Origin of the sequence: Streptomyces sp. NRRL S-920, from assembly GCF_000717945.1 — a bacterium.
GTDB classification, from domain to species: domain Bacteria; phylum Actinomycetota; class Actinomycetes; order Streptomycetales; family Streptomycetaceae; genus Streptomyces; species Streptomyces alboniger.
Map to the genome: position 1 here is coordinate 24,949 of NZ_JODF01000009.1, position 23,387 is coordinate 48,335.

The 23,387-nt window shown below is 71.8% G+C and carries 22 protein-coding genes; 12 read left to right on the forward strand and 10 right to left on the reverse strand.

All coding sequences use genetic code 11. The features are described 5' to 3' along the window. The first annotated feature begins 13 nt into the window (after nt 1-13). Nucleotides 14-865, forward strand: a complete 852-nt coding sequence (locus tag IG54_RS0108990; RefSeq protein WP_030779634.1) for a helix-turn-helix domain-containing protein — start codon at nt 14-16, stop codon at nt 863-865. A 46-nt stretch (nt 866-911) separates the two neighbouring features. Here the strand turns inward: IG54_RS0108990 and IG54_RS0108995 are convergent, their stop codons facing one another. Continuing rightward, a complete protein-coding gene (locus tag IG54_RS0108995) occupies nt 912-1,778 on the reverse strand; it encodes an AraC family transcriptional regulator (protein WP_030779636.1) in 867 nt (288 codons plus the stop codon). 119 nt (nt 1,779-1,897) lie between these two features. Between IG54_RS0108995 and IG54_RS0109000 the strand changes: the two genes are divergently transcribed. The 8 genes from IG54_RS0109000 to IG54_RS0109035 all read left to right on the forward strand — a co-directional run bounded on the left by IG54_RS0109000 (nt 1,898) and on the right by IG54_RS0109035 (nt 11,812). Beyond that, entirely contained in the window at nt 1,898-2,683 is a 786-nt protein-coding gene (locus IG54_RS0109000; protein ID WP_030779639.1) for a phytanoyl-CoA dioxygenase family protein, read from the forward strand. A gap of 115 nt (nt 2,684-2,798) precedes the next feature. Continuing rightward, nucleotides 2,799-4,073, forward strand: coding sequence for a DUF1266 domain-containing protein (locus IG54_RS0109005; RefSeq protein ID WP_030779641.1), 1,275 nt, complete (start codon nt 2,799-2,801; stop codon nt 4,071-4,073). Nucleotides 4,074-4,210: 137 nt separating this feature from the next. Next, on the forward strand, nt 4,211-5,287 hold the full coding sequence (locus tag IG54_RS0109010) for a LacI family DNA-binding transcriptional regulator (RefSeq protein WP_037896758.1): 1,077 nt from the start codon (nt 4,211-4,213) through the stop codon (nt 5,285-5,287). Next, nucleotides 5,284-6,870 carry a sugar ABC transporter ATP-binding protein gene (locus IG54_RS0109015; protein WP_030779648.1) on the forward strand — a complete coding sequence of 529 codons (1,587 nt, stop codon included), beginning with the start codon at nt 5,284-5,286 and terminating at the stop codon, nt 6,868-6,870. Before IG54_RS0109010 ends, IG54_RS0109015 begins: the two co-directional genes overlap by 4 nt. Then, nucleotides 6,860-8,815 carry a substrate-binding domain-containing protein gene (locus tag IG54_RS0109020; RefSeq protein WP_030779651.1) on the forward strand — a complete coding sequence of 652 codons (1,956 nt, stop codon included), beginning with the start codon at nt 6,860-6,862 and terminating at the stop codon, nt 8,813-8,815. The genes IG54_RS0109015 and IG54_RS0109020 overlap by 11 nt, the downstream gene beginning before the upstream one ends. A 76-nt stretch (nt 8,816-8,891) precedes the next feature. Next, nucleotides 8,892-9,842, forward strand: coding sequence for a ribokinase (locus tag IG54_RS0109025; RefSeq protein ID WP_030779654.1), 951 nt, complete (start codon nt 8,892-8,894; stop codon nt 9,840-9,842). Further along, nucleotides 9,839-10,228 (forward strand): D-ribose pyranase, encoded by a 390-nt coding sequence (gene rbsD / locus IG54_RS0109030; RefSeq protein WP_030779657.1) that lies wholly within the window; start codon nt 9,839-9,841, stop codon nt 10,226-10,228. Before IG54_RS0109025 ends, rbsD begins: the two co-directional genes overlap by 4 nt. A gap of 195 nt (nt 10,229-10,423) precedes the next feature. Beyond that, nucleotides 10,424-11,812, forward strand: a complete 1,389-nt coding sequence (locus tag IG54_RS0109035; protein WP_078593875.1) for a M28 family metallopeptidase — start codon at nt 10,424-10,426, stop codon at nt 11,810-11,812. Between the two features lie 19 nt (nt 11,813-11,831). Here the strand turns inward: IG54_RS0109035 and msrB are convergent, their stop codons facing one another. The 4 genes from msrB to IG54_RS0109055 form a co-directional block, all read right to left on the reverse strand. Beyond that, nucleotides 11,832-12,239 carry a peptide-methionine (R)-S-oxide reductase MsrB gene (msrB, locus tag IG54_RS0109040; protein ID WP_030779662.1) on the reverse strand — a complete coding sequence of 136 codons (408 nt, stop codon included), beginning with the start codon at nt 12,237-12,239 and terminating at the stop codon, nt 11,832-11,834. 14 nt (nt 12,240-12,253) lie between these two features. After that, nucleotides 12,254-13,657: a UDP-N-acetylmuramate--L-alanine ligase gene (gene murC / locus IG54_RS0109045; RefSeq protein ID WP_030779665.1), complete on the reverse strand. Its 1,404-nt coding sequence runs from the start codon at nt 13,655-13,657 to the stop codon at nt 12,254-12,256. 215 nt (nt 13,658-13,872) lie between these two features. Next, complete coding sequence (locus IG54_RS0109050) at nt 13,873-14,346, reverse strand: hypothetical protein (protein WP_030779668.1); 474 nt, start codon at nt 14,344-14,346, stop codon at nt 13,873-13,875. A gap of 132 nt (nt 14,347-14,478) precedes the next feature. Then, the gene (locus IG54_RS0109055) at nt 14,479-15,288 is read right to left on the reverse strand and encodes a pyrimidine reductase family protein (RefSeq protein WP_030779671.1); all 810 of its coding nucleotides are present in this window, start codon (nt 15,286-15,288) and stop codon (nt 14,479-14,481) included. 36 nt (nt 15,289-15,324) lie between these two features. Here IG54_RS0109055 and zapE point away from each other — a divergent pair, with 36 nt between their 5' ends. Together zapE and IG54_RS0109065 are read left to right on the forward strand one after the other, a co-directional pair. After that, nucleotides 15,325-16,413, forward strand: coding sequence for a cell division protein ZapE (gene zapE / locus IG54_RS0109060; RefSeq protein ID WP_030779673.1), 1,089 nt, complete (start codon nt 15,325-15,327; stop codon nt 16,411-16,413). Between the two features lie 61 nt (nt 16,414-16,474). Then, a complete protein-coding gene (locus tag IG54_RS0109065) occupies nt 16,475-17,836 on the forward strand; it encodes a PhoX family protein (RefSeq protein ID WP_030779675.1) in 1,362 nt (453 codons plus the stop codon). Nucleotides 17,837-17,847: 11 nt separating this feature from the next. On the opposite strand, the gene sph is transcribed toward IG54_RS0109065, so the two are convergent. After that, the gene (sph, locus tag IG54_RS0109070; protein WP_030779679.1) at nt 17,848-18,834 is read right to left on the reverse strand and encodes a sphingomyelin phosphodiesterase; all 987 of its coding nucleotides are present in this window, start codon (nt 18,832-18,834) and stop codon (nt 17,848-17,850) included. A 357-nt stretch (nt 18,835-19,191) separates the two neighbouring features. On the opposite strand from sph, the gene IG54_RS0109075 reads away from it, so the two are divergent. Beyond that, nucleotides 19,192-19,962 (forward strand): class I SAM-dependent methyltransferase, encoded by a 771-nt coding sequence (locus IG54_RS0109075; protein ID WP_030779682.1) that lies wholly within the window; start codon nt 19,192-19,194, stop codon nt 19,960-19,962. Nucleotides 19,963-20,109: 147 nt separating this feature from the next. Here the strand turns inward: IG54_RS0109075 and IG54_RS0109080 are convergent, their stop codons facing one another. The 4 genes from IG54_RS0109080 to IG54_RS0109095 all read right to left on the reverse strand — a co-directional run bounded on the left by IG54_RS0109080 (nt 20,110) and on the right by IG54_RS0109095 (nt 23,358). Further along, nucleotides 20,110-21,168, reverse strand: a complete 1,059-nt coding sequence (locus IG54_RS0109080) for a cytochrome P450 (protein ID WP_030779685.1) — start codon at nt 21,166-21,168, stop codon at nt 20,110-20,112. Between the two features lie 93 nt (nt 21,169-21,261). Next, on the reverse strand, nt 21,262-21,360 hold the full coding sequence (locus IG54_RS42865) for a tryptorubin family RiPP precursor (protein WP_234336073.1): 99 nt from the start codon (nt 21,358-21,360) through the stop codon (nt 21,262-21,264). A 111-nt stretch (nt 21,361-21,471) separates the two neighbouring features. After that, nucleotides 21,472-22,050 carry a TetR/AcrR family transcriptional regulator gene (locus IG54_RS0109090; RefSeq protein WP_030779687.1) on the reverse strand — a complete coding sequence of 193 codons (579 nt, stop codon included), beginning with the start codon at nt 22,048-22,050 and terminating at the stop codon, nt 21,472-21,474. A gap of 90 nt (nt 22,051-22,140) precedes the next feature. Further along, the gene (locus IG54_RS0109095; RefSeq protein WP_051819380.1) at nt 22,141-23,358 is read right to left on the reverse strand and encodes a Cmx/CmrA family chloramphenicol efflux MFS transporter; all 1,218 of its coding nucleotides are present in this window, start codon (nt 23,356-23,358) and stop codon (nt 22,141-22,143) included. Nucleotides 23,359-23,387 lie beyond the last annotated feature (29 nt).

Genomic DNA, 23,387 nt, shown 5'->3' on the forward strand with positions numbered 1-23,387 from the left:
GCGAGCGTGACCGGTGACTACCGACTACCAGCAGGCGAGGGAAGCCCTCGGAGCGCGCTTGAGGGAGCTGCGCATGGAGCACTCCGGAGGCAAGCTCACCGGTCCGCAGCTCGCGCGCCGTCTCAGCTGGCCGCACTCGAAGATCTACAAGCTGGAGGGAGGCAAGCAGACCTCCACCCGGGAGGATCTGCGGCTGCTGGCCGAAGGCCTTGGGCGGCCGGAGGTCTTCGGTGAACTCGCCGCGCGCCTCGCGGGCTTCGAGACCCGCATCCGCTCATGGCGCCGACAGTTGGCGGAAGGTCACCAGCCCGTGCAGCAGCGCTGGCATGCGGAGATCGGCCGCGCGGCCGTCATCCGAGCATGGGAGGAAGCAGTCATCCCCGGGATGCTTCAGACCACGGACTACGCCCGGCACGTCTTCCATCGCTACGGCGCCTTGCACGGATCCCTGGACGATGTCGAGGACGCCGTACGTGCGCGGGCACGCCAGCAGGACTGGCTGTCCGAGCGAGGGCACCGCTTCCGCGTGCTGATCTGGGAGGCGGCACTGCGGTCGCTGATCTGCCCGCCGTCGGTCCTGGCCATCCAGCTCGACCGGCTGAGCGCGATGATCGGAATGGACACCGTCGAACTTGGGATTATCCCGTTCACGGCCTCCGTCAAGCTGGCACCGGCGAACGGTTTCTGGATCCTGGACGACCGGCTCGTGGCGGCAGAGGACTGGCATGCGGAACTGTGGCTCGACGACGGCGACAGCGTCGCCCTGTACACAAAAGTCTGGGCGACCCTGCGCGAGTCCGCCGTATACGGCACCGACGCGCACAACATCATCAATTCAGCCCGCCGGGCACTGGCAGCCCGCTGACTCCTCCCCCGAGGGCACCGCCCACTCACAGGGAGGGATGCCGGAATCACTCGGCCTCCCGCTCCACCGGCAGCCACAGCTCCGCATCGGCCTCGCTGCCATCCGCCGACATGCGCGTGCGAAGGATCTCCGGCCCGGCGCGGCTCCGGTACGGGTTCGATGGGAACCACTCGGTGAACACATCACGCCACAGCGTCTGGATCGCCCCCGGCGCCGGCCCCGACGTGGTGAAGACCGCCCATGTCCCGGCCGGCACGGGCAGCGTGGCCATGCCTTCCGGCGCGCACGCCGAGGTGACGACCCCGTGGTAGTAGTCGAGGCCGGTGCCCTCCGCCCGGCTGGGATCGAGGTCGTCGCAGACCGCGAGCATGCCGTGCGGCTCCTGGTCGGACAGCTTCTCCAGCAGCTTCCTTGCCTGCTCGCCGGTCCCGCGGACGAAGTCGATGATCGCCTGGTTCGGCCCCGAGTGCACGAGCGGCACCCGGGCCTTCGCCCCGACGACGGCGAACTCCCGCTTGCGCACGACGCGGTAGCGCATGCTGCCGCTCCCCTCGACGATGAGGCGGAAGGTCATCCGGGGCTGGGAGCTGAGCGCCGCGCCGGTGCGCCGCGCCTCGCCGGGCCCCACGCCGTGCACCGCGCGGAACGCCCGCGCGAATGCCTCCCCCGAGCCGTATCCGTACCGCACCGCGATCTCCAGCAGCGTCCGCTCGTCGGCCAGTACCTCCGCGCCCGCGACGGTCAGCCGCCGGCGTCTGACGTACTCCGACAACGGCATCCCCGCGAGTGCCGAGAACATCCGCCGCAGGTGGTACTCGGAGGTGGCCGCGGTCCGCGCCAGCTCGCCTACGTCGACGGAGCCGTCGAGCTGCCGCTCGATGTGCTCCATGGCCTGATTGAGCCGCTCCAGCACGCTCGCCTCCAAGATCCCGGCCATCGATTCAATCAGGCGCGGCTGCGAGCGCCGCACCCGACAAAGGCGGTGCGGCAAGTGTCGGGTGACCGGGACGGGCGGCGCCACACGATGGAGGCATGGACGACACGACCTTGGTATCCCGCTTCCTCCGCGACGGCTTCGTCAAGCTGGAGGGCGCCGTCGCGCCCCGCGTGGCCTCGAGCTGTGCGCGGCTGCTGTGGCGGGAGACGGGCTGCGACCCGGACGACCCGGAGACCTGGACGCGGCCCGTGCACTGGGTCGGCGGGATGGCACAGGGACCGTTCGCCGCCGCACCCAACTCTCCAGCCCTGCATCGGGCGTACGACCTGCTGGTCGGTGCCGGGCGCTGGGAGACGCGGTACTCACTCGGCACCTTCCCGCTGCGCTTTCCGCACGAGGAGGAGCCCGACGACGCGGGCTGGCACATCGAGGGCGGCTATGCGGTGGAGGGCGAGGCCTGGCCCTTCACCAATCTCCGCTCACGCGGCCGGGCCCTGCTGATGCTCTTCCTCTTCAGCGAGGTGGGGGAAGAGGACGCCCCGACCCGGATCCGGGTCGGCTCCCACCTCGACGTGCCAAAGGTGTTGGAGCCGTACGGGGAGGAGGGCGCGAGCGGCCTGGCCATCGCGCCGGACCTGGTAGCGGCATCCGCCCACCGGCCGCTCGCCCTCGCCACCGGTTCCCCGGGGGACGTCTTCCTGTGCCATCCGTTCCTGGTGCACGCGGCGCAGCCGCACCACGGGGCGCGACCGCGCTTCATGGCCCAGCCGCCGCTGATGCCGGCCGCGCCGTACGAACTGGAGCGGACCGATGGCGCGTACTCACCCGTGGAGACCGCGATCCGCCGGGGCCTGGGACAGTCCACCTCCGACCCCGCGTAGGGTGCAAGATCCATTCAGTACGGCGGTTACGTACGTACGCGGTTACGTACGACCCGCACGCGCGCACGCTAGTACGCACGCACGCGGAACACGGACCCGAAGGCGGAGAACGACCATGCACGCGGCAGCCGACGCCGAGGACGAATTCCACGACGAGATCTTCCCGTTCGTCCCCGCTCCGGAGGACGGCAGTCGGTGGCGGGCGCCCGCCGACCTCGAGGAGCACCTGTACGAACTTTGCGAGGACGACGACGCGTACACGTATCTGCGAGCCGTGGCCGTGGCGGGCCTGTACCGGCCGGTGGCACTGCACGGGAAGGACCCCGACGCGGACGCGAGCCCGCTGCTCACCGTCGATCTGCCGGACGGCCGCAAGGCGGCGCAGGTGTACACCGCGGGGCTGCTGCCGCGTCCGCACCCCGCCGTCGTATACGAGTTCGTGACGCTCGGCGCGCTCGCCGAGGGCTGCCCCGACGACGTGGACTTCCTGGTGGTCAACGCGGCGACGCCGTGCGAGCAGTACTACCTCACCACCGACGAGGAGCGGCAGGTCTGGGCCGACCTGCACGAGCGCCACCACCGTGCCGGCGGCCTCGGCGACCGCATCGAGACCCGCCGCACGGGGGCGCCCGAGCCGGGCCCGCTGCTGCACGGCCTGGCCTGCGGCGCGCACCTGTGCTTCGCCAACGGCGACCCGTGGAACACGCTCGACTGGCACGGGGCGGGCCACCGCAACGAGGTGGACCGCCTTGCGGAGTCCTGGGGAGTGGCCGGCCGAGCGGACTGGCTGGCCGTCCAGGAGCGCCTGCTGACGCGCGAAGTCAGCCCCTGGTACTGGGACTTCGTCCTCGGCGCCCGCCTCGCGGTGCTGGCCGAGGTCGGGGGGCGCCTCGACCCGGAGCGGTGGCGGGAGTGCGTCGAGGTGACGCTGCGCAACCGCGTCGTGGAGACGGGCGGCCCGGACACCCCGCACCGCCCGGGCGACGACCCCGAGCTGGACGACTTCGTCACCGCCATGCGCGGCCTGGTCGGGAAGATCCTGCGCTACGAGGCCCGCTTCCGCGCCGACGAGCTGCTGCCGCCCGACGGTTTCGTCCGCACGGTCGCGGCGTGGGACATCGGCCGCGCCTCCAAGATGGCCCGCTGGGGGCGGGGTGCCCGGTACGCGACCGAGGCGGAGCTGCGTACGGCCGTCGAGCGGACCTCGCATGCCGCGCGGGCCGCTTACGCCTCGTGGGAAGAGTTCTCCGCGGGCTACATCCTGGGCCGCTGCCTCCACTTCGACGACGAGTCGTTCGGCTCCTGGTACACGGACGTCCTGCACGCGCACCGCGCCCTGACCTCGGACCCGGACAGCCCTTGGCTGACGGTCCCCTTCCGGTCGGCCTGAGCCGCCGGCCCGCCCCTCCCCGCTTCATCACGATCAGATCTCACTCCCCCCACCGCCCCCTCCACCCCCTTGCCACACCCTCGTGTAATCGTTTCCAATCCTCCGTGTAATCGATTCCACAAGGAGGTGGACCGACGATGGCCGCAAGCTCGGGCTCCGTGAGCATCAAGGACGTCGCCGCCGAGGCGGGCGTCTCCGTCGCCACCGTGTCGCGGGTGGTGAACAGTCACCCCTCGGTCAGCCCCGCGGCCCGCGCCCGCGTGCTGGCCGCCGTCGAGGCGCTCGGCTACCGGCCCAACGCCGTAGCCCGGTCCCTGCGCACCGACCAGACCCGCACCCTCGGGCTCGTCATCAGCGACGTGCTCAACCCGTACTTCACGGAGCTGGCGCGCTCCGTCGAGGAGGCGGCCCGCGCGCTCGGCTACAGCGTGATCATCGGCAACGCCGACGAACGGCCCGAGCTACAGGACCACCATGTGCGGACGCTGCTCGACCGGCGGATCGACGGGCTGCTCGTCTCCCCCACCGACGGCGGCTCGCCGCTGATGCTCGACGCCGTACGGGCCGGAACGCCGATGGTCTTCGTGGACCGGTGGATCCCCGGCGTGGAGGTGCCCGTCGTCCGCTCCGACGGGCGGCAGGCCGTGCGCGACCTCGTCGCCCATCTGCACGGCCTCGGTCACCGCAGACTCGCCATCATCGCGGGGCCGGCCGCCACCACGACCGGCAGCGAGCGCGTCGAGGCCTTCCGTGACGCGCTGCGCGAGCACGGCATCGCCCTGCCCGACGCCTACATCGGCCAGGGCGACTTCCAGGCCGACAGCGGCCGCCGCGCCACCGAACGCTTCCTCGCCCTGCCCGAGCCGCCCGAAGTCGTCTTCGCGGCCGACAACCTGATGGCGCTCGGCGCCCTCGACGCGATCCGCGCGCACGGCCTGCGCGTCCCGCACGACATCGGGCTCGCGGCCTTCGACGACATCCCCTGGTTCGTGCACACCGACCCGCCGGTCACCGCGATCGCCCAGCCGACCGCCGACCTCGGCCGGGCCGCCGTACAGGCGCTGATCGACCGGATCGAGGGCAGGAGCCCGCGGTCCGTGACCCTGCCCGCCCGCCTCGTCGTCCGGCGCTCCTGCGGCGAACCCGCCGCCCGGCGTACGCAGCCGGGCGAGCGGGCGGACACGGACCCGAGCACGCAAAGGAGCAAGCCGTGACCCACGCGGACGAACTGCTGCGCATCGAAGGCATCCGCAAGACGTTCCCCGGCGTCGTCGCGCTCGACGCCGTCGACTTCGATCTGCGGCGCGGAGAGGTGCACGTCCTGCTGGGCGAGAACGGCGCGGGCAAGAGCACCCTCATCAAGATGCTCTCCGGCGCCTACCGCCCCGACAGCGGCCGCATCCTCGCCGAGGGGCGCGAGGTGCGCATCAACGGCGCGCAGGACGCCGAGCGGCTCGGCATCGCCACCATCTACCAGGAGTTCAACCTCGTACCGGATCTGACGGTCGCCGAGAACATCTTCCTGGGACGCCAGCCGCGGCGTTTCGGCATGATCGACCGGAAGCGGATGGAGGCGGACGCCGAGACGCTGCTGAAGCGGGTCGGCGTCCGGGTGTCGCCGCGCGCCAAGGTGCGCGAACTGGGCATCGCGCGGCTCCAGATGGTCGAGATCGCCAAGGCGCTGAGCCTGGACGCGCGCGTGCTCATCATGGACGAGCCGACGGCCGTGCTCACCTCCGAGGAGGTCGACAAGCTCTTCGCCATCGTGCGCACGCTGCGCGAGGACGGCGTCGGCATCGTCTTCATCACCCACCACCTGGAGGAGATCGCCGCGCTCGGCGACCGCGTCACCGTGCTGCGGGACGGCCGCAGCGTCCAGCAGGTGCCTGCCTCCACCCCGGAGGAGGAACTCGTACGCCTCATGGTGGGGCGCAGCATCGAGCAGCAGTACCCGCGCGAACGGCCCGAGACGGGACCGCCGTTGCTGTCCGTCGAGGGCCTCACCCGCGACGGCGTCTTCCACGACGTCAGTTTCGAGGTGCGGGCCGGTGAGGTCGTCGGCCTCGCGGGGCTCGTCGGCGCGGGCCGCACCGAGGTGGCGCGGGCGGTCTTCGGCGCCGATCCCTACGACGCGGGCAGCGTCGGCGTGCGCGGCGAGCGGCTGCCCCGGCACGACGTGAACGCCGCGATGGGCGCGGGCATCGGCCTCGTACCGGAGGACCGCAAGGGCCAGGGTCTCGTCCTTGACGCGTCCGTGCGGGAGAACCTCGGCCTGGTGACGCTGCGTTCGGCGACCCGGGCCGGTCTGGTGGACCTCAAGGGGCAGGCGCGGGACGCCGCCCGGATCGCCGAGCAGTTGAAGGTGCGCATGGCCGGGCTCGGCCAGCACGTGCGCACGCTGTCCGGCGGCAACCAGCAGAAGGTCGTCATCGGCAAGTGGCTGCTCGCGGACGTCAAGGTGCTGATCCTCGACGAGCCGACGCGCGGCATCGACGTGGGCGCGAAGGTCGAGATCTACCAGCTGATCAACGAACTGACGGCCGCCGGGCACGCGGTCCTGATGATCTCCAGCGATCTGCCCGAGGTGCTCGGCATGAGCGATCGGGTCCTGGTCATGGCGCAGGGCCGGATCGCCGGTGAGCTGCACCGCGACGAGGCGACCCAGGACGCGGTGATGGCGCTCGCCGTCAGCACGGCGGCCCCGGTCGACACCACGCACGACACGACGCGCGACACGACGCACGACACGAACGTACGGAACGACGAAGAAGAAGCGGAGGGCTCCCGTGGCCACTGAAACCGTGAAGCGTGACGCGGGCGGCGCGAGTGGCGCGGCCACGCTCCGCCGCGTCCTGCTCGACAACGGCGCGCTGAGCGCCCTGATCGTCCTGGTCGTGGCGATGTCGCTGCTCTCCGGCGACTTCCTCACCACGCAGAACCTGCTGAACGTCGGTGTGCAGGCCGCTGTGACGGCGATCCTCGCGTTCGGCGTGACGTTCGTGATCGTGTCGGCCGGCATCGACCTCTCGGTCGGTTCGGTGGCCGCGCTGTCGGCCACCGTCCTTGCTTGGTCGGCGACTTCGGAGGGGCTGCCGGTCTGGCTCGCGGTCGTCCTCGCCGTCGGCACCGGCATGGCGTGCGGGTTCGTCAACGGCCTGCTCGTCTCGTACGGGAAGCTCCCGCCGTTCATCGCGACGCTCGCGATGCTGTCGGTGGCCCGCGGCCTCTCGCTGGTGATCTCGCAGGGCAGCCCGATCCCGTTCCCCGACTCGGTCTCGCACCTCGGTGACACGGTGGGCGACTGGCTGCCGGTCCCGGTGATCGTGATGGTCGTGATGGGCCTGGTGACGGCCGTCGTCCTCGGCCGTACGTTCATCGGCCGTTCCATGTACGCGATCGGCGGCAACGAAGAGGCGGCCCGCCTCTCGGGCCTGCGCGTCAAGCGCCAGAAGCTGGTCATCTACGCGCTCTCCGGTCTCTTCGCGGCCGTCGCGGGCATCGTGCTCGCCTCCCGCCTGGTCTCCGCGCAGCCGCAGGCCGCTCAGGGGTACGAACTCGACGCGATCGCCGCGGTCGTCATCGGCGGCGCGAGCCTCGCGGGCGGCGTCGGCAAGGCGTCCGGCACGCTCGTCGGAGCGCTGATCCTCGCGGTGCTGCGCAACGGCCTCAACCTCCTCTCGGTGTCGGCCTTCTGGCAGCAGGTCGTGATCGGTGTCGTCATCGCGCTCGCGGTCCTGCTGGACACGCTGCGCCGCCGGGCCGGGGCGACTCCGGGAGCCTCCTCGGGCGCGTCCGGAGGCATACGGGGCAAGGGGCCGCAGGCGGCGAAGTACGCGGTGGCCGCGGTGGTCGTCGCGGCGGTGATCGGTGCCGTCTCCTTCTTCAACTCGGGCACCTCGGGCACCTCGACGAAGGTCGGCATGTCGCTCTCCACCCTCAACAACCCCTTCTTCGTACAGATGAAGGAGGGCGCGCAGGCGGAGGCCGACAAGGCGGGCGTCGACCTGACCGTGACCGACGCGCAGAACGACGCGTCCCAGCAGTCGAACCAGCTCCAGAACTTCACCGGCGAGGGCGTGAAGTCGATCATCGTCAACCCGGTGGACTCCGACGCGGCGGGTCCGGCCGTGCGCGGCGCGAACAAGCAGGACATCCCGGTGGTGGCGGCCGACCGCGGGGTGAACAAGGCGAAGACCGCCACGCTCGTCGCCTCCGACAACGTGGCGGGCGGCAGGCTCGCGGCGAAGGCCCTCGCCGGGAAGCTGGGCGGCAAGGGCAAGGTCGTCGTCCTCCAGGGCACGCCGGGCACCTCGGCGAGCCGCGAGCGCGGGCAGGGTTTCGCCGAGGGCATCAAGGCGTACCCGGGTATCAAGGTCGTCGCCAGGCAGCCCGCCGACTTCGACCGCACCAAGGGCCTGGACGTCATGACGAACCTCCTCCAGTCCAACCAGGGCGTGAACGGCGTCTTCGCCGAGAACGACGAGATGGCGCTCGGCGCGGTCAAGGCGCTCGGCGCCAAGGCGGGGACGTCCGTCCCGGTGGTCGGCTTCGACGGGACCCCCGACGGCCTCAAGGCGGTCGAGGCGGGCACGCTGTACGCCTCCGTGGCGCAGCAGCCCAGGGAGCTGGGCAGGATCGCCGTACGCAACGCGGTGCGGGCGGCGCGGGGCAAGGAGGTGCGGGAGATGGTGAAGGTGCCGGTGAAGGTCGTCACGTCGAAGAACGTGAAGAATTTCTCCTGACCGCCCTCGCCTCACCGACTGCCCTCGCCTCACCGACCGCCTCGCCTCATCACCGTACGAAAGCAGGAAGCAGCACATGAACGACAACAACGCCGGCAGCACGGGCGACCCGGACCTCGAACTGCTCGTCGTGGGTTCCGCCAACGCCGATCTGGTGGTCGGGGTGGAGCGCCGCCCCGCGCCGGGCGAGACCGTGCTCGGCTCGGACCTCGCCGTCCATCCGGGCGGCAAGGGCGGCAACCAGGCGGTGGCCGCCGCCCGGCTCGGCGCGCGCACGGCGCTGCTCGCCCGGGTGGGCGACGACGCGCACGGCACGCTCCTGCTGGACGCGCAGCGCGCGGCCGGGGTGGACACCGCCGGCGTCCTGGTGGGCGGCGCGCCCACCGGCGTCGCGCTGATCACGGTCGACCCGTCGGGCGACAACAGCATCGTGGTGTCGCCGGGTGCCAACGCCCGCCTGACTCCGGAGGACATCCGCGCCGCGAGCGGTCTCCTGGCGGCGGCGCGGGTGGTCTCCAGCCAGCTGGAGATCCCCCTGGACACGGTCGCCGAGGTCGTCCGCACGCTGCGGCCCGGCGCCCGCTTCGTCCTGAACCCCTCGCCGCCCGCGCCGCTGCCCGCCGAGGTGCTCGCCGCCTGCGACCCGTTGGTGGTCAACGAGCACGAGGCGCGCGTGATCCTCGGCGAGGACGCGGGAGACGCCCCGGAGGAGTGGGCGCGCGGGCTGCTCGCGCTCGGGCCCCGGTCGGTGGTGATCACGCTGGGTTCGGCGGGCGCGCTCACCGCGGACGGCTCCGACGCCGTCCGGGTCCCGAGCCCGAAGGTCGACGCGGTGGACACGACGGGAGCGGGCGACGCCTTCACCGCGGCGCTCGGCTGGCGCCTCGGCCTCGGCGAGGATCTCGCGACGGCGGCCGCCTACGCGGTCCGCGTGGGCGCGGCGGCGGTCACCCGCAAGGGCGCGCAGGGCTCCTACCCCACGGCGTCGGAGCTTGCCAAGGCCGTTCCCGAGGTCTCGTCCCGGTGAGGAAGTCGGGCATCCTGAACCGTCATCTGGCGGGCGCGCTGGCCGAGTTGGGCCACGGGCACACGGTCCTGGTCTGCGACGCGGGCATGCCGATCCCGGCGGGCCCGCGCGTGGTGGATCTGGCGTTCCGCGCCGGGGTCCCCGCCTTCGCGGAGGTCCTCGACGGTCTGCTCGCCGAGCTGGTGGTGGAGGGCGCGACGGCGGCACGGGAGGTCGGGGAGGCGAACCCGCGGGCGGCGCGGCTGCTGCGGGAGAGCATCCCCGCGCTGGAGCTGGTCCCGCACGAGGAGCTGAAACGCCTCTCGGCGCAGGCGCGGCTGGTGGTCCGGACGGGCGAGGCGCGGCCGTACGCGAATGTGCTGTTGAGGTGCGGGGTCTTCTTCTGAGGCCGGACGCCGCCGGAGAGGCGTCCGCTATACGAACATGGCTGACCGTATTCTGACCGGTTTCCGCTCTTGACGGCAGATCGTCGCGCCCTCAACATCAGGCAACGCACAGCTCCAAAGGCGCCCCGCGGCACCCGCGTCGCGGGGCGTCTCGCACGTTCCGTCCCCTTCGCTGTTCGGAATTCGGAGCCCCACATGAGACTCTCCAGCCCCACCGCGCTGCCCCGCACCCTGAGACGCACCACCGCGAGACGCACGACTGCGAGACGCACGACCGCGGGCATAGCCGCCTTCGCCGCGGCCGGCCTGCTCGCCGCCGCCGCGCCCACGGCCCTCGCGGCACCCTCGGCACCCTCGGCGCCCTCGGCCCCCGCCCCGGCACTCGCGGCGCCCGACATCCCGCTCGCCAACGTCAAGGCGCACCTCTCCCAGTTCCAGTCCATAGCCTCGGCCAACGGCGGCAATCGCGCGCACGGCCGCCCCGGCTACAAGGCCTCCATCGACTACGTGAAGGGAAAGCTGGACGCGGCCGGATTCACCACCACCGTCCAGCAGTTCACGTCCGGTGGTGCCACCGGCTACAACCTGGTCGCGGACTGGCCGGGCGGCGACCCCGACAAGGTCCTGATGGCGGGCGCCCACCTCGACAGCGTCTCCTCGGGAGCCGGCATCAACGACAACGCCTCGGGCTCGGCGGGCGTCCTGGAGACCGCGCTCGCGGTCTCCCGCGCGCAGCTGAAGCCGACGAAGCACCTGCGGTTCGCGTGGTGGGGCGCCGAGGAGGTCGGCCTGGTCGGCTCCCGCCACTACGTGAACACCCTCCCCGCCGCCGAGCGGTCGAAGGTCACCGGCTATCTGAACTTCGACATGATCGGCTCGCCGAACGCCGGCTACTTCGTCTACGACGACGACCCCACCATTGAGAAGACCTTCAAGGACTACTACGCGGGTCTGAACATCCCGACGGAGATCGAGACCGAGGGCGACGGCCGCTCCGACCACGCCCCGTTCAAGAGCGTCGGCATCCCGGTCGGCGGCCTGTTCAGCGGGGCCTCGCGCGCCAAGACCAGCGCCCAGGCGCAGAAGTGGGGCGGCACGGCCGGCCAGGCCTTCGACCGCTGCTACCACTCGTCCTGCGACACCACGGCGAACATCAACGACACCGCGCTCGACCGCAACAGCGACGCCATCGCCCATGCGGTGTGGAAGCTCGGCACGGACACGCCGGTCCCGCCCGGTGACAGCTACGAGAACACCACCGACGTCACCATCCCGGACAACGGCGCCGCGGTGACCTCCACCGTGAACGTGACCGGCCGCACGGGCAACGCCCCGGCCACCCTCAAGGTGGACGTCGACATCCGCCACACCTGGCGCGGCGACGTCGTCGTCGACCTCCTGGCCCCCGACGGCAGCGCGTACCGCCTGAAGAACTCCAGCGGCGACGACTCGGCGGACAACATCATCGCGACGTACACGGTGGACGCGTCCAGCGAGACCGCGAACGGCGCCTGGAAACTCCGCGTCCAGGACGTGGCGGCCCAGGACACGGGCTACATCAACAGCTGGAAGCTGACGTTCTGAAGCCCGTCCCCGGGCCGGCTCAGCCCTCGTCCGGCGTGAGCCGCAGCGAGATGCTGTTGATGCAGTACCGCTGGTCGGTGGGGGTGGGGTAACCCTCACCCTCGAAGACGTGGCCGAGGTGCGATCCGCAGCGCGCGCATCGCACCTCGGTGCGGACCATGCCGTGCGAGGTGTCCTGGATCAGTTCGACCGCGTCGGTGTCCTTCGGGTCGAAGAAGCTCGGCCAGCCGCAGTGCGACTCGAACTTCTCCGCCGAGGTGAACAGCTCCGCCCCGCACGCGCGACAGGAGTAGACGCCCTTCGTCCTGGTGTCCGTGTACTCACCCACGAAGGCCGGTTCCGTGCCGGCCTGGCGCAGTACCGCGTACTCGGCGGGGGTCAGCTCCGCGCGCCACTGCTCGTCCGGCTTCTCGACGTCGTACGACATGGGTGGGGTCCCCTTCACTTGGACAGTTCGGCCAGGATCCGCGGGCCGAGGTCCGTGACGTCGCCCGCTCCCATGGTGAGAACGAGATCGCCGGGCCCGGCCATTCCCGCGATCGCCGCGACCGCCGCGTCCTTGTCCGGGGCGGCCGCCACCTCGGCGCCCGCCGCGCGGGCCGCGTCGATGATCAGGGCGCTGGTGATGCCGGGGATCGGGTCCTCGCGGGCCGGGTAGATGTCGAGGACCACGGAGGAGTCGGCGAGGGCGAGGGCCTGGCCCATCTCGGTGCCCAGTTCCTGGGTGCGCGAGAAGAGGTGGGGCTGGAAGAGGACGAGGATGCGGGAGTCGCCGGCGGCGGAGCGCATCGCCTCCAGGTCGGCCGTCATCTCGGTGGGGTGGTGGGCGTAGGAGTCGATGACCTGGACGCCCGCGGCCTCGCCCTTGAGCTGGAGACGGCGCTTGACGCCCGTGTAGGAGCCGAGCGCGGAGGCGAGGTTGTGCGCCGGGATGCCGAGGGCGATGCCCGCGGCGAGGGCGGCGACCGCGTTGTTCGCGTAGTGGCGGCCGGGCACCGAGACCTGGAAGGTGAGGAACTTGCCGTTCAGCACGACGGTGACCTCGCTGGTCAGACCACGCGCTGTGATCTTGTGGATGCGCAGGTCGGCGCCCTCGGACTCGCCGTACGTGACGACCTTCAGCTGTCCGAGGTCCCGCAGGCGCTTGGTCAGCTCGACCGCGCCGTGCTGGTCCGCGGAGATCACCAGGGTGCCCCCGGGGACGACCTTGCCCGCGAAGATCTCGAAGGATTCGTAGATCTCGTCCATCGAGGCGTAGTTGGCGTGGTGGTCCAGCTCCACGTTGAGGACGATGGCGACCTCGGGCGCGTACTTGTGGAAGCTGCGGTCGCTTTCATCCGCCTCGGCGACGAAGATGTCGCCCTCGCCGTGCAGCGCGTTCGAGCCGGGCACGTCCAGGTCGCCGCCGATCGCGTACGACGGGTCGAGGCCGAGGGTGGCGAGCGTGACGGCGAGCATCGACGTCGTCGTGGTCTTGCCGTGCGTACCGGCCACGGCGATCGGGCGCCGGCCGTCCATCAGGGAGGCCAGGGCGTCCGAGCGGTGGACGACGGGGATGCCCAGCTCGGCGGCGCGGGCCAGCTCGGGGTTGTCGGCGCGGATCGCGGAGGAGACGACGACGCAGGTCGCGTCGGAGGCGAGGTGCGCGGCGTCGTGCCCGATGTGGACCGTGACGCCGAGCGCGCGCAGCGCGTCGGCCGTGGCGGACTCCCGGGCGTCGCTGCCCGCGACCTTGGCGCCGCGCTGGGCCAGGATCTTGGCGATGCCCGACATTCCGGCGCCGCCGATGCCGATGAAGTGCGGTCGGTCCATGTCGGCCATGGACTGGGGCAGGCCGGGTGCCATGCGTGTGTCTCCCCTGGTGGTGCGACGGTGTCGCGTTCGTACGGTGTGAACGGCCCCAGCCTAAGCGCCCCGCGGTAAAGCGCCCGCAGGGATGCGCCCCAAAGGGGCGCGGGGAACTGCGCGCCCAGCCACGAACAAACCCGCACGACAGAGACCCGCCCCCCAGCGGCAGCGACCCCGCACAACAAAGAACCGCCCACCCACAGCGGGCAGCGTCACGCCTCGCTGTGCGAGAAGAGCTTGAGAACCGGCACCCCGACCTTGTGCCGCGCCCGCGAGGCCCAGTCCCGGTGGAAGAACTCCTCCACGTAGTGGGGATCGGTCAGCACGATCACCTCGTCGGCGCCCACGTCGTCCACCAGCGCCTGGAGCGCGTCCAGCGGGTGGTCCTGGATGAGCCGCCCCTGCGCCGCGCAGCCCGCCGCGTGCAGCGCTGTCAGCGAGACGCTCAGCGCCTGCTCGCCGAGGGCCGCCGCGTCCTTGCCCTCGGGGGTCTCTCCTTCGCGCGCCGCCTCGTCCAGCTCCCCCAGGGCGACGTCGTCGATGGCTCGCAGCAGGCGGTCCGCCTGATCGCCCCGGGGCTGGAGCAGCACGTGGAAGGTGACCGGCTCGTCCCCGTGCAAGGTGGTGACGAACTCCACGTCGGCGGACGTCAGGGCCTTCTCGATCATCAATACGCTTGTGAACACGACAGGCGCCCTTCTCCTCCGTAGGCCGTACTGAGGCCCGTGCGGAAACCATCCTGCCCCGTGGCCGCACGGGGTCTGCGAGATCTAGTGTGCCCAGCGGAAGCCAAACGGAACGGGTGATTCCGCCGATTGTCAGCTACGACGGTATCGGGTGAAGAGGAACCCGGCCTCCTCCAGTACGGACGTCAGTACGAATTCATCGGGCGTCGCGAGCGCGTGCCCGCCCGCGATCCGCTGCGCGTCCCCCGCGGTGAGCATCGGCGAGACCGTCAGACACAGCTCGTCCAGCGCCTTGGCGGCCACGAGCTGCCCGAGCAGGCGCGGACCGCCCTCGGTGAGCAGCCGGGTGAGCCCGCGTTCGGCCAGGGCGGGCGCCACGCGCGCGGGGTCCACGGTCGCGCCCTCGCCCGCGATCACCACGACGGCGCCCGCCCGCTCGGCCGCCGCGATCCTGTCGGCGGGCGCGGCGGCCCCGGTCACCACGAGCGTCGGGGTCGGCGGCTCGGCGAAAAGCGGAAGCGAGAAGTCCAGGTCGAGGCTCGCACTGACGACCGCGATGGCGGGCGCCGGGGTCTGCCCGGCGGCGGCCCTGCGCTCGGCGAAGGCCTCACGCGCGCGTGCCGGACGATAGCCCTCAAGACGGACCGTCTCGGCCCCCACCACCACGACGTCGGCGAGCCCGCGCAGGGTGCCGAAGATCCGCATGTCGGTGTCGTTGGAGATCGGCCGGGAGCGGCCGTCGTGCTGGGCGGCGCCGTCGAGCGTGGACACCATGTTGGCGCGCAGCCAGGTGGCCGTCCCCGCGGCGGTCTCGGCCGGGTAGGCGTAGGCCTCGGCCAGTTCGTCGAGGCTCCACTCCCGTGCGGCCTCGGTGCTCGCGCCACGTCCGTCCGCGGCGTTCGTCTCGGTTGTCTGGTCGGTCACAGGGAACAGGCGTCGCATATCCGCAGTCTTGCACGCCCCTTAAGGTGGGGAACCGTGTCGTCCTCCACCGCAGCCCATGGGCCCGGCCCCATAGCCGAAGTCGCTCCGCTGTCCCTGTGCGCCCGCGAGCCCCACGTCCCCGCCGACCGTCTGGTCGCCGAGATGGTGCCGCCGCCGCGCTTCGACTCGGTCCGCTTCGATACGTACATCCCGGACCCGAACCAGCCGAGTCAGACCGAGGCGGTCCGCGTCCTGAGCGGGTTCGCGGCGGGTCTCGGCGGAGCGCACGCCTCCGGCGCGGGCAGGAAGCGCTGGTTCCAGAAGAAGGCCCCGGCCCCGACCGGGCCGCGCGGCGTCTATCTCGACGGCGGCTACGGCGTCGGCAAGACCCACCTCCTCGCCTCCCTCTGGCACGCGACGCCCGCGGCGCCCGAGCAGAAGGCGTTCGGCACGTTCGTCGAGCTGACGAACCTGGTCGGCGCCCTCGGCTTCCAGCAGACGGTGCGCACGCTCAGCGACCACCGGCTGCTCTGCATCGACGAATTCGAACTCGACGACCCCGGTGACACCGTGCTGGTGTCCTCGCTCCTGTCGAAGCTGGTCGAGCAGGGCGTGGCGCTGGCCGCGACCTCGAACACGCTGCCGGGCAAGCTCGGCGAGGGCCGCTTCGCCGCCACCGACTTCATGCGGGAGATCCAGGGTCTTTCCGCGCACTTCAAGGCGTTGCGCATCGACGGCGAGGACTATCGCCACCGGGGTCTGCCCCAGGCTCCGGAGCCGTACTCGCAGGAGCAGGTCACCAAGGCGGCGTACGCGGCCGAGGGCGCCTCGCTCGACGACTTCCCGCATCTGCTCGCGCACCTGGCCAAGGTCCACCCCAGCCGCTACGGCGCGCTGACCGACGGGATCGCGGCCGTCTGCCTCACCGAGGTGACGCCGGTGCCGGACCAGTCGACCGCGCTGCGGCTCGTGGTGCTCGCCGACCGGCTGTACGACCGGGAGGTGCCGGTACTGGCCTCCGGTGTGCCCTTCGACCAACTGTTCAGCGAGGAGATGCTGAACGGCGGATACCGGAAGAAGTACTTCCGGGCGATCTCGCGGCTCACGGCGCTCGCCCGGGATGCCAAGGGTCTCGTGCACTAGTCAGGGCGCATGGTACACACATCCGGTCACATTCCTGTCCGCCAGCAGGAGGTTGCCCATCATGTCTGCCACTCGACGTCAGGTTCTCGCCCGCACCGGTGCCGTGGGCGCGGGAATCGCCTTCACGGGCGCTCTCTCCGAGCTGTTCGCGGGGACGGCCGCCGCCCACGGGCGGGCCGGTTACGGCCCCCTCGTCCCCGACCCCAAGGGCCTGCTCGATCTGCCGAAAGGTTTCCGCTACCGGGTCCTCTCGCGCGAGGGTGAGAACCTCCGTTCGGGTGAGGGCAAGGTGCCCAGCAACCACGACGGCATGGCCGCCTTCCGCGGCAAGCACGGCGGTGTCCACCTCGTGCGCAACCACGAGAACCGCGTCACCGCCAAGATCGGCGTGCCGACGGTCGGCGAACTCACGTACGACCCGGCCGCCAAGGGCGGCTGCACGGCGCTCGCGCTCGACCGGCGGAACGACGTCCTGGACGAGCGCGTGGCGATCGCCGGGACCGCCGTGAACTGCGCGGGCGGGCCGACCCCTTGGGGCACCTGGCTCACCTGCGAGGAGACCGAGGACAAGGCCGGCACGAACGGCTACACCAAGGACCACGGCTTCGTCTTCGAGGTCGACCCGGTGGACCCGCGCCGCACCGGCGCCGTACCGCTCACCGCGATGGGCCGCTTCCAGCACGAGGCGGTCGCCGTCGACCCCGGGCGCGGCATCGTCTACGAGACCGAGGACGCCTTCCAGAAGCCCTTCGGCCTCTTCTACCGCTTCCTGCCCAAGAAGCCCGGGGGCGGCCGCGGTTCGCTGCGCGCGGGCGGCAGACTCCAGGCGATGCGCGTGCCGGGCGTACCGGACCTGTCCTCGATCCAGAAGACGGGCGCGAGCTTCGACGGTGTCGAGTGGGTCGACGTACCGGACCCGCTGGCCACCCAGACGCCCATCCGCCACCAGGACTTCGGCCCGAAGGGCATCACGCACGCGCAGAAGCTGGAGGGCTGCTACTGGGGTGGTTCGTCCGTCTACTTCGTGTCGTCCTTCGCGCGCAAGGCGGAGGGCTCGGCGGGCGACCACTTCGGCCAGATCTGGCGGTACGACCCGGCCGCGCGCCGCCTCACCCTGGTGATCGTCTTCGGCCCGAGCACGGACATCCAGCTGCCCGGCGAGTCCCCCGACAACATCTGCCTCGCACCCACCGGCGGCCTGATGGTCTGCGAGGACGGCGACGGCGCCCAGCACGTCTACGGCGTGACCCGGCGCGGCGAGGTCTACCCGATGGCCGGCAACCGCCAGAACATCGGCACCCCCGAGAAGCCCGAGTGGGGCGAGTTCGCGGGCGTCGCCTTCTCCCCCGACCACGCCACGATGTACGTCAACTGCTACACGCCCGGCACGACGTTCGCCGTGACCGGGCCCTGGCACAGGTAGCGGCCGACGTACTAGGACCCCGTCACGGGGTAGTGGTCCGACAGGTTCGTGTACGTGTACTTCTTGCCCCAGCTGGAGACCGTCCAGGGCGCGCTCTGTTCCTTGATCACGTCGTTGTGCCAGGTGGCGGGGCGTGCGTGGCCCTTGCGGTGCAGGACGTAGTCGAGGTCCTCGCGCGGGTCGTCGGGGTAGCGCTCGGAGGCGATCGAGTTGTCCCGGGTGTCGAAGGAGTACGGGTGGCCGGTGCGGGCGTCGGCGGGGGCGAGGCCTCCGTCGGCGAGCATCGAGGCGTACTCGGCGCTGTGCGAGTCGACGTTGAAGTCGCCCGCCACGATGACCTGTTCGGCGGCCGGGATGTTCTTGGCGTCGAGGAAGGCGTCCATCTCCTTGAACTGCTTCGCGCGCGTGGCGGCCGCCTCGCCGCTGCCGCAGCCCGGGTCGGTGGACTGGGCGTGCGTCCCCACCACGTGCGCCCTGGTGCCGTTCACGTCCAGCACGGCGTAGACGAAGCCCTTGTTGGAGTACGAGTCGGCGCCGCACGCGTCCTTGTAGACGTACTGCTCCTTGCGCACGACCGGCCACTTGCTGAGGACCGTCACGCCGCCGTCCTCCGGTGTCACCGAGGAGTAGGCGCCGCCGGTGGCGTCCCAGCCGCTCTTGCCGCGGCCCATCACCGGGGTCTGGTACGGGTAGCGGCTCTTGGCCCCGGCCAGCAGCGCCTCGGACGAGGAGTTGTCGAACGCCTCCTGGAGGACGACGACGTCCTGCCCCTGGAAGAAGTCCGCCGCCGGTATGGCCTTGGCGCGGTGGTCCTGGCCCCAGTTCGGGTAGAGCGTCTTGCTGAACAGGAACGTGTTGTACGTGAGCACCTTGAGCGAGGGCGTCGCGGCGGAGGCGTCGGCGGCGGTCGCGGACGGGGTGACGGCGGCGAGCGTGGCGGCGGCGAGCACGGCGGTGATCGCCGCCGCCCGGGTCCTGCGCGGCGCTGAGTGCGGCACTGAAACTCCTGACGGTGGGGGGCTGTTGCAGCCTGTTCCGGGTGGCCGGAAGTGACCGTTGATCCGGCGCCCGCACATCCAACCAGCTGGGATTACTTCTGGGGATACTCCGCGTGAACACGTTGTGGGACCGGGCGGGAAAATCCCGTCCGGCGGCGCCCCTGGAAGGCCCCGTGCGGCCTCTCGCAGGGGGTGCGGGCGCTTCTTGCGCCGGGGGGCGGAGGGAGTCGTCCGGCATCCGCGCACGGGCCCGCCGGATGCCCGTGAACGGCCCCGCACAGCATGTCTCGCACCCGGCCCGACCTGGGCTTTCATCGGTCCCCGCCCTACCATCGCCCCCTCGGAAAAGGGGAGTTGATGGATCGCGACATCCGCACGACCGACGACGTGCTGAACCTCCTGGACGGCCTGTTCGCACCGGAGGCCGACCGCTGGACGGCCGGCGGCGCGGCCTGGTGGGACGACTTCTACGCCGACCGCTCCAGGCCCGTGCCGTTCTTCGTGGCGAAGCCGGACGAAAACCTCGTCTCGTACGCCGAGCGGGGCCTCATCGCACCGGGCCGCGCGCTCGACCTCGGCTGCGGGCCCGGCCGCAACGCCCTCCATCTCGCCTCGCTCGGCTTCGAGGTGGACGCCGTCGACCTGTCACCGGCCGCGCTCGCCTGGGGCCAGGACCGCGCCCGCTCGACGGGGGCCGCCGTACGGTTCCACCAGGGCGACGCCTTCGCCCTCACGCAGGGCGAGTTGGCCGGTCCGTACGACCTGGTCTACGACTCGGGCTGCTTCCACCACCTGCCGCCGCACCGCCGCGTCAGCTACCTCGCCCTCCTGGGCCGCGTCCTCGCCCCCGGCGGCCACTTCGCCCTCACCTGCTTCGCGGCCGGCGCGGGGGGCATGGGCTCCGAACTGCCGGACGCGGAGTTCTACCGGCAGTCCGCCCTGCACGGCGGCATCGCCTACGACGACCGGGCGCTGCGGCACATCTTCGGGGACCTGACGGAGGTCGAACTGCGCCGCATGCGCGACGAGCCCGCCGAGTCCGCGCTCTTCGGCGAGCCGTTCCTCTGGACGGGCCTGTTCCGCCGCCCGGCCACCGAGAGCGCCCCGACCCGCCGGGGCGCCGCCTAGGGCCTGTCCGGCGGATCAGGCCGTACTTGGGTGGCGGTGACCTTTCTGCGCTGGTGAGCGGGGTCTGGTGCGTCGAGATGCAAGGCGGAGGAGGGCGGCAACGCGATGGGGGCGCCCCCTGCTCGAGCATGATCCGCCGGACAGGCCCTAGGACGGCCGTACGAGCCGCACCTTGTCGACTCCGAGCAGCCCCGCGAGCGGCACCCTTGCGGTGGTCTGCCGGGGGTCGACCGTCAGCCCCTCGGCGCGGAGGAGGTCGAGCAGCATTCCGGCCAGCGGCATGACCATGTGCCGCCCCCAGCAGCGTTCGGAGGCGTGGCCGAAGGGGAGGTAGCCGGGGTGGTCGTCCGGGTCGAGGGCGGCCCAGCGTGCGGGGCGGAACTCGTCGGGGTCGTCCCAGAGCGCCGGATCGCGGTGGCTGAGCAGCGGCAGCAGCAGGACGTCGTCGCCCGCGCCGATGCGGGCGTCGAGCGCCGGGTACTCGGGGGACGCGTTGCGCAGGATGTTCCAGGAGGGGGGCAGCAGGCGCATGGCCTCGTACAGGATGTGCTCGTTCGGGGTGTCGTCGTCGAAGGGCGCCCCGAGCCAGTACGCGCTCGCGACGAGCGTGGAGACGGTGAAGCAGACGGGCGCCGCCGCGCGCCGGTACAGGCCCATCGCGTACCGCCGGTCGCTGTAGGTGGCGGCCTCGGCGGTCAGGCTCGCGATCTCCGTCACGGGCGCGCCCGGACGCGGCCTGCCGGGGAGCGCGGCGCCGATGGCGATGGCCGTCCACGTCAGCTTGGGCGTCAGCTCCAGGGTGCGGTCCATGAGGATGCGCAGCCGGTAGGGGTCGGCGCCGAGGATCAGGTCGCGCAGGTGGACGTGGCCGACGTGCGGCCACTCCCCGGTGAGGTCGGCGTCCCCCGGCCCGGGGCCGCGCAGCGCCGCGCGTACGTCGCGGCCGATGGCCCGCATGACGTGCGACGCCTCGGTGCGGTGGATGGAACGGCCGTGCAGGGGCTTGAAGGTCGGGCGCTCGTGCTCGGTGGCGGGCCGGGCGGCGAGGATCCGGTCGGTCAGCTCGGGCCCGGCGACGCCCACGGTGTCGGCGTCCAGGCGGAACACGTCCTCGCCGCGGTGGTCGCGCAGCAGGGCGTCGAGCCGCGGCGTGAAGACGGTGGTCCGGGCGGAGCGGGCGGACCGGTCGGTACCGGAGAGGGGCATCGGTGGTCTCCCAGGGCGGAGGGCCCGCGCCCGGCGGCCGCTCGGGCACGCCGGACACGGGACGCACGGAACACAGAGGGACGATTCGCCGGTTTAGTACCAGTGGTACCAGGCGTACGCCTTCAGGCTCTTCTCTCCGGTGATCTTCTTCTTGAGCGAGCGGATCATCTTCATGCACATACCTCCGGTCAATTCCGTTGGTTCACTACGGACTTGGACCAGCGAAGCGTCCGGCGAGGCGATCAACAGCCGATAAACGGACCCGGGTGACGCGTGAGCGGTACGTGAGCGCGCCGCGGGTCCTCACAGATCGGCGAGCGCGCCCTCCACCGTGGCGAGCAGGACCTCCCGGTCGTCGTGTACGCGGCTGAGGACGCGCAGTCCGTAGTAGGCGCTCTGCACCCGGCGGGCCACCGTCCGCGCGTCACCCGTGGAACGGATCTCCCCGGCCCGCCGGCCCTCCTCCACGACCGCGCACAGTTCGTCCTCGACCCGGTCGAAGCTGCGCCGCACCGCCTCCTTGACCTCCGGGTCGGGCCCGGCGGCCTCGACGGCGGCATTGATCGCGAAGCAGCCGCGCGCGTCCGCCGGGTCGAGGTCGGCGTCGAGGGCGTGGAGCATCATCGCGCGCAGCCGCTCCTTCGCCGGGCCGGGGCCGCGCAGGATCTCGACCTGCTCGGCGGTGGCGGTGTCGTAGTAGTGCCCGAGGGCGCGGAGGTAGAGCTGCCGCTTGCCGCCGAAGGTGTTGTAGAGGCTGGAGGGGCCGAGGCCCGTGCTGTCGCACAGGTCCCGGGTCGAGGTGCCCTCGTACCCGTGGCGCCAGAACGTCTCCATGGCCGCGGTGACGACGCGGTCCTCGCTGAACTCTCGTGGCCTGGCCATGGCCCTACAGTAAACGTTTTGGAACGTTCTCACAAAACCTGGCGCCCTGGTGGGTCATGCCGGTGACGAGGTCCTCCCGCGCGCCGGTGCTCACGCCTCCGCCTTGGCGGTCTCGCGGGTGATCACGGTCGTACGAGAGCCCGGCGTCGGCACCCGCTTCGGCCCCGAGCGCTGGAGGTACGCCGCCCACAGCACACCGGCGACACCCGCCGCGGCCAGCGCGGCCCCGACCCAGGCCACCGAGGCGTAGCCGAACCCGGCGTCGATGGTCAGGCCGCCGAGCAGCGGGGCCACGGTGTTGCCGACGTTGAACGCGGCCGTGTTGGTCGCGCCGACGAGCGTCGGGGCGCCCGGCGCCAGGGTGAACACCCGGGACTGCAACGCCGGGTTGGTGACGTAGCCGACGAGGCCGAGCAGGAAGACCAGGGCGATCACCACGGTCGTCACGTGCGCCGCGAGGGCGAGCAGCGCGGAGAACAGGGCGAGCCCGCCGAGCCCGACGCCGAGCGTGCCCAGCGGCCGCGCCTCGGCCGTGCGTCCGCCGATCACGATGCCGACCATGCCGCCGACGCCGAAGAGGGCGAGCATGGCGGGCACCCACCCCTCGGCGACGCCGCTGACCTCCGTCAGGAGTGACGCCAGATAGCTGAAGGTGACGATGACCGCCCCGAAGGCGAAGGCCGTGATGGCGTACGAGAGCCACAGCTGCGGCCGTGCCATGCCCCGCAGTTCGGCCCTGACCGACAGGCGCTCGCCCTCGCCGCGGCCGCCGGGGACCACGAGCAGCGTGCCCACCAGGCTCACCACGGTCGCCGCGGCCACCGCCCAGAAGGCGGCACGCCAGTCGGAGTACTGGCTGAGGACCGTGCCCGCGGGGACGCCGACGATGGTGGCGAGCGTCAGCCCGCACCCCACCACGGCGATCGCCCGCGCCTTGGCCGCCGCCGGCACGAGCGCCACCACGGTGGCGACGGAGACGCCCCAATACCCGGCGTAGGCAAGGGCGCTGACGATGCGTGAGACGAACAGGACGGTGTAGCCGGGCGCGAGGGCGCCCACCACGTGGGCCGCGACGAAGGCGGCCTGGACGGAGACGAGCGCCGTGCGGCGCGGCCAGCCGAGCGTGGCGACGGCGAGCAGCGGCGCGCCGACGACCATGCCGACGGCGAAGGCCGAGATGAGCAGTCCGGCGTCCGGGATCGACACCCCCAAGTCGTCGGCCATGCCCGGCAACAGGCCGGACAGCATGAACTCCGAGGTGCCCTGGGTGAAGATACCGAGCCCCACTATGTACACCGCAGGTGGCATGGAAACGTCCTCCGACGCGCCGAGACCTT

What these genes read in the sequence shown, in the direction of transcription:
- IG54_RS0109000 (WP_030779639.1), top strand. Translation starts at nt 1,898, where the DNA reads ATGGACGACACGACCTTGGTATCCCGCTTCCTCCGCGACGGCTTCGTC.
- IG54_RS0109005 (WP_030779641.1), top strand. Translation starts at nt 2,799, where the DNA reads ATGCACGCGGCAGCCGACGCCGAGGACGAATTCCACGACGAGATCTTC.
- IG54_RS0109010 (WP_037896758.1), top strand. Translation starts at nt 4,211, where the DNA reads ATGGCCGCAAGCTCGGGCTCCGTGAGCATCAAGGACGTCGCCGCCGAG.
- IG54_RS0109025 (WP_030779654.1), top strand. Translation starts at nt 8,892, where the DNA reads ATGAACGACAACAACGCCGGCAGCACGGGCGACCCGGACCTCGAACTG.
- IG54_RS0109035 (WP_078593875.1), top strand. Translation starts at nt 10,424, where the DNA reads ATGAGACTCTCCAGCCCCACCGCGCTGCCCCGCACCCTGAGACGCACC.
- msrB (WP_030779662.1), bottom strand. Translation starts at nt 12,239, where the DNA reads ATGTCGTACGACGTCGAGAAGCCGGACGAGCAGTGGCGCGCGGAGCTG.
- murC (WP_030779665.1), bottom strand. Translation starts at nt 13,657, where the DNA reads ATGGCACCCGGCCTGCCCCAGTCCATGGCCGACATGGACCGACCGCAC.
- IG54_RS0109055 (WP_030779671.1), bottom strand. Translation starts at nt 15,288, where the DNA reads ATGCGACGCCTGTTCCCTGTGACCGACCAGACAACCGAGACGAACGCC.
- IG54_RS0109065 (WP_030779675.1), top strand. Translation starts at nt 16,475, where the DNA reads ATGTCTGCCACTCGACGTCAGGTTCTCGCCCGCACCGGTGCCGTGGGC.
- IG54_RS0109075 (WP_030779682.1), top strand. Translation starts at nt 19,192, where the DNA reads ATGGATCGCGACATCCGCACGACCGACGACGTGCTGAACCTCCTGGAC.
- IG54_RS0109080 (WP_030779685.1), bottom strand. Translation starts at nt 21,168, where the DNA reads ATGCCCCTCTCCGGTACCGACCGGTCCGCCCGCTCCGCCCGGACCACC.
- IG54_RS0109090 (WP_030779687.1), bottom strand. Translation starts at nt 22,050, where the DNA reads ATGGCCAGGCCACGAGAGTTCAGCGAGGACCGCGTCGTCACCGCGGCC.
- IG54_RS0109095 (WP_051819380.1), bottom strand. Translation starts at nt 23,358, where the DNA reads ATGCCACCTGCGGTGTACATAGTGGGGCTCGGTATCTTCACCCAGGGC.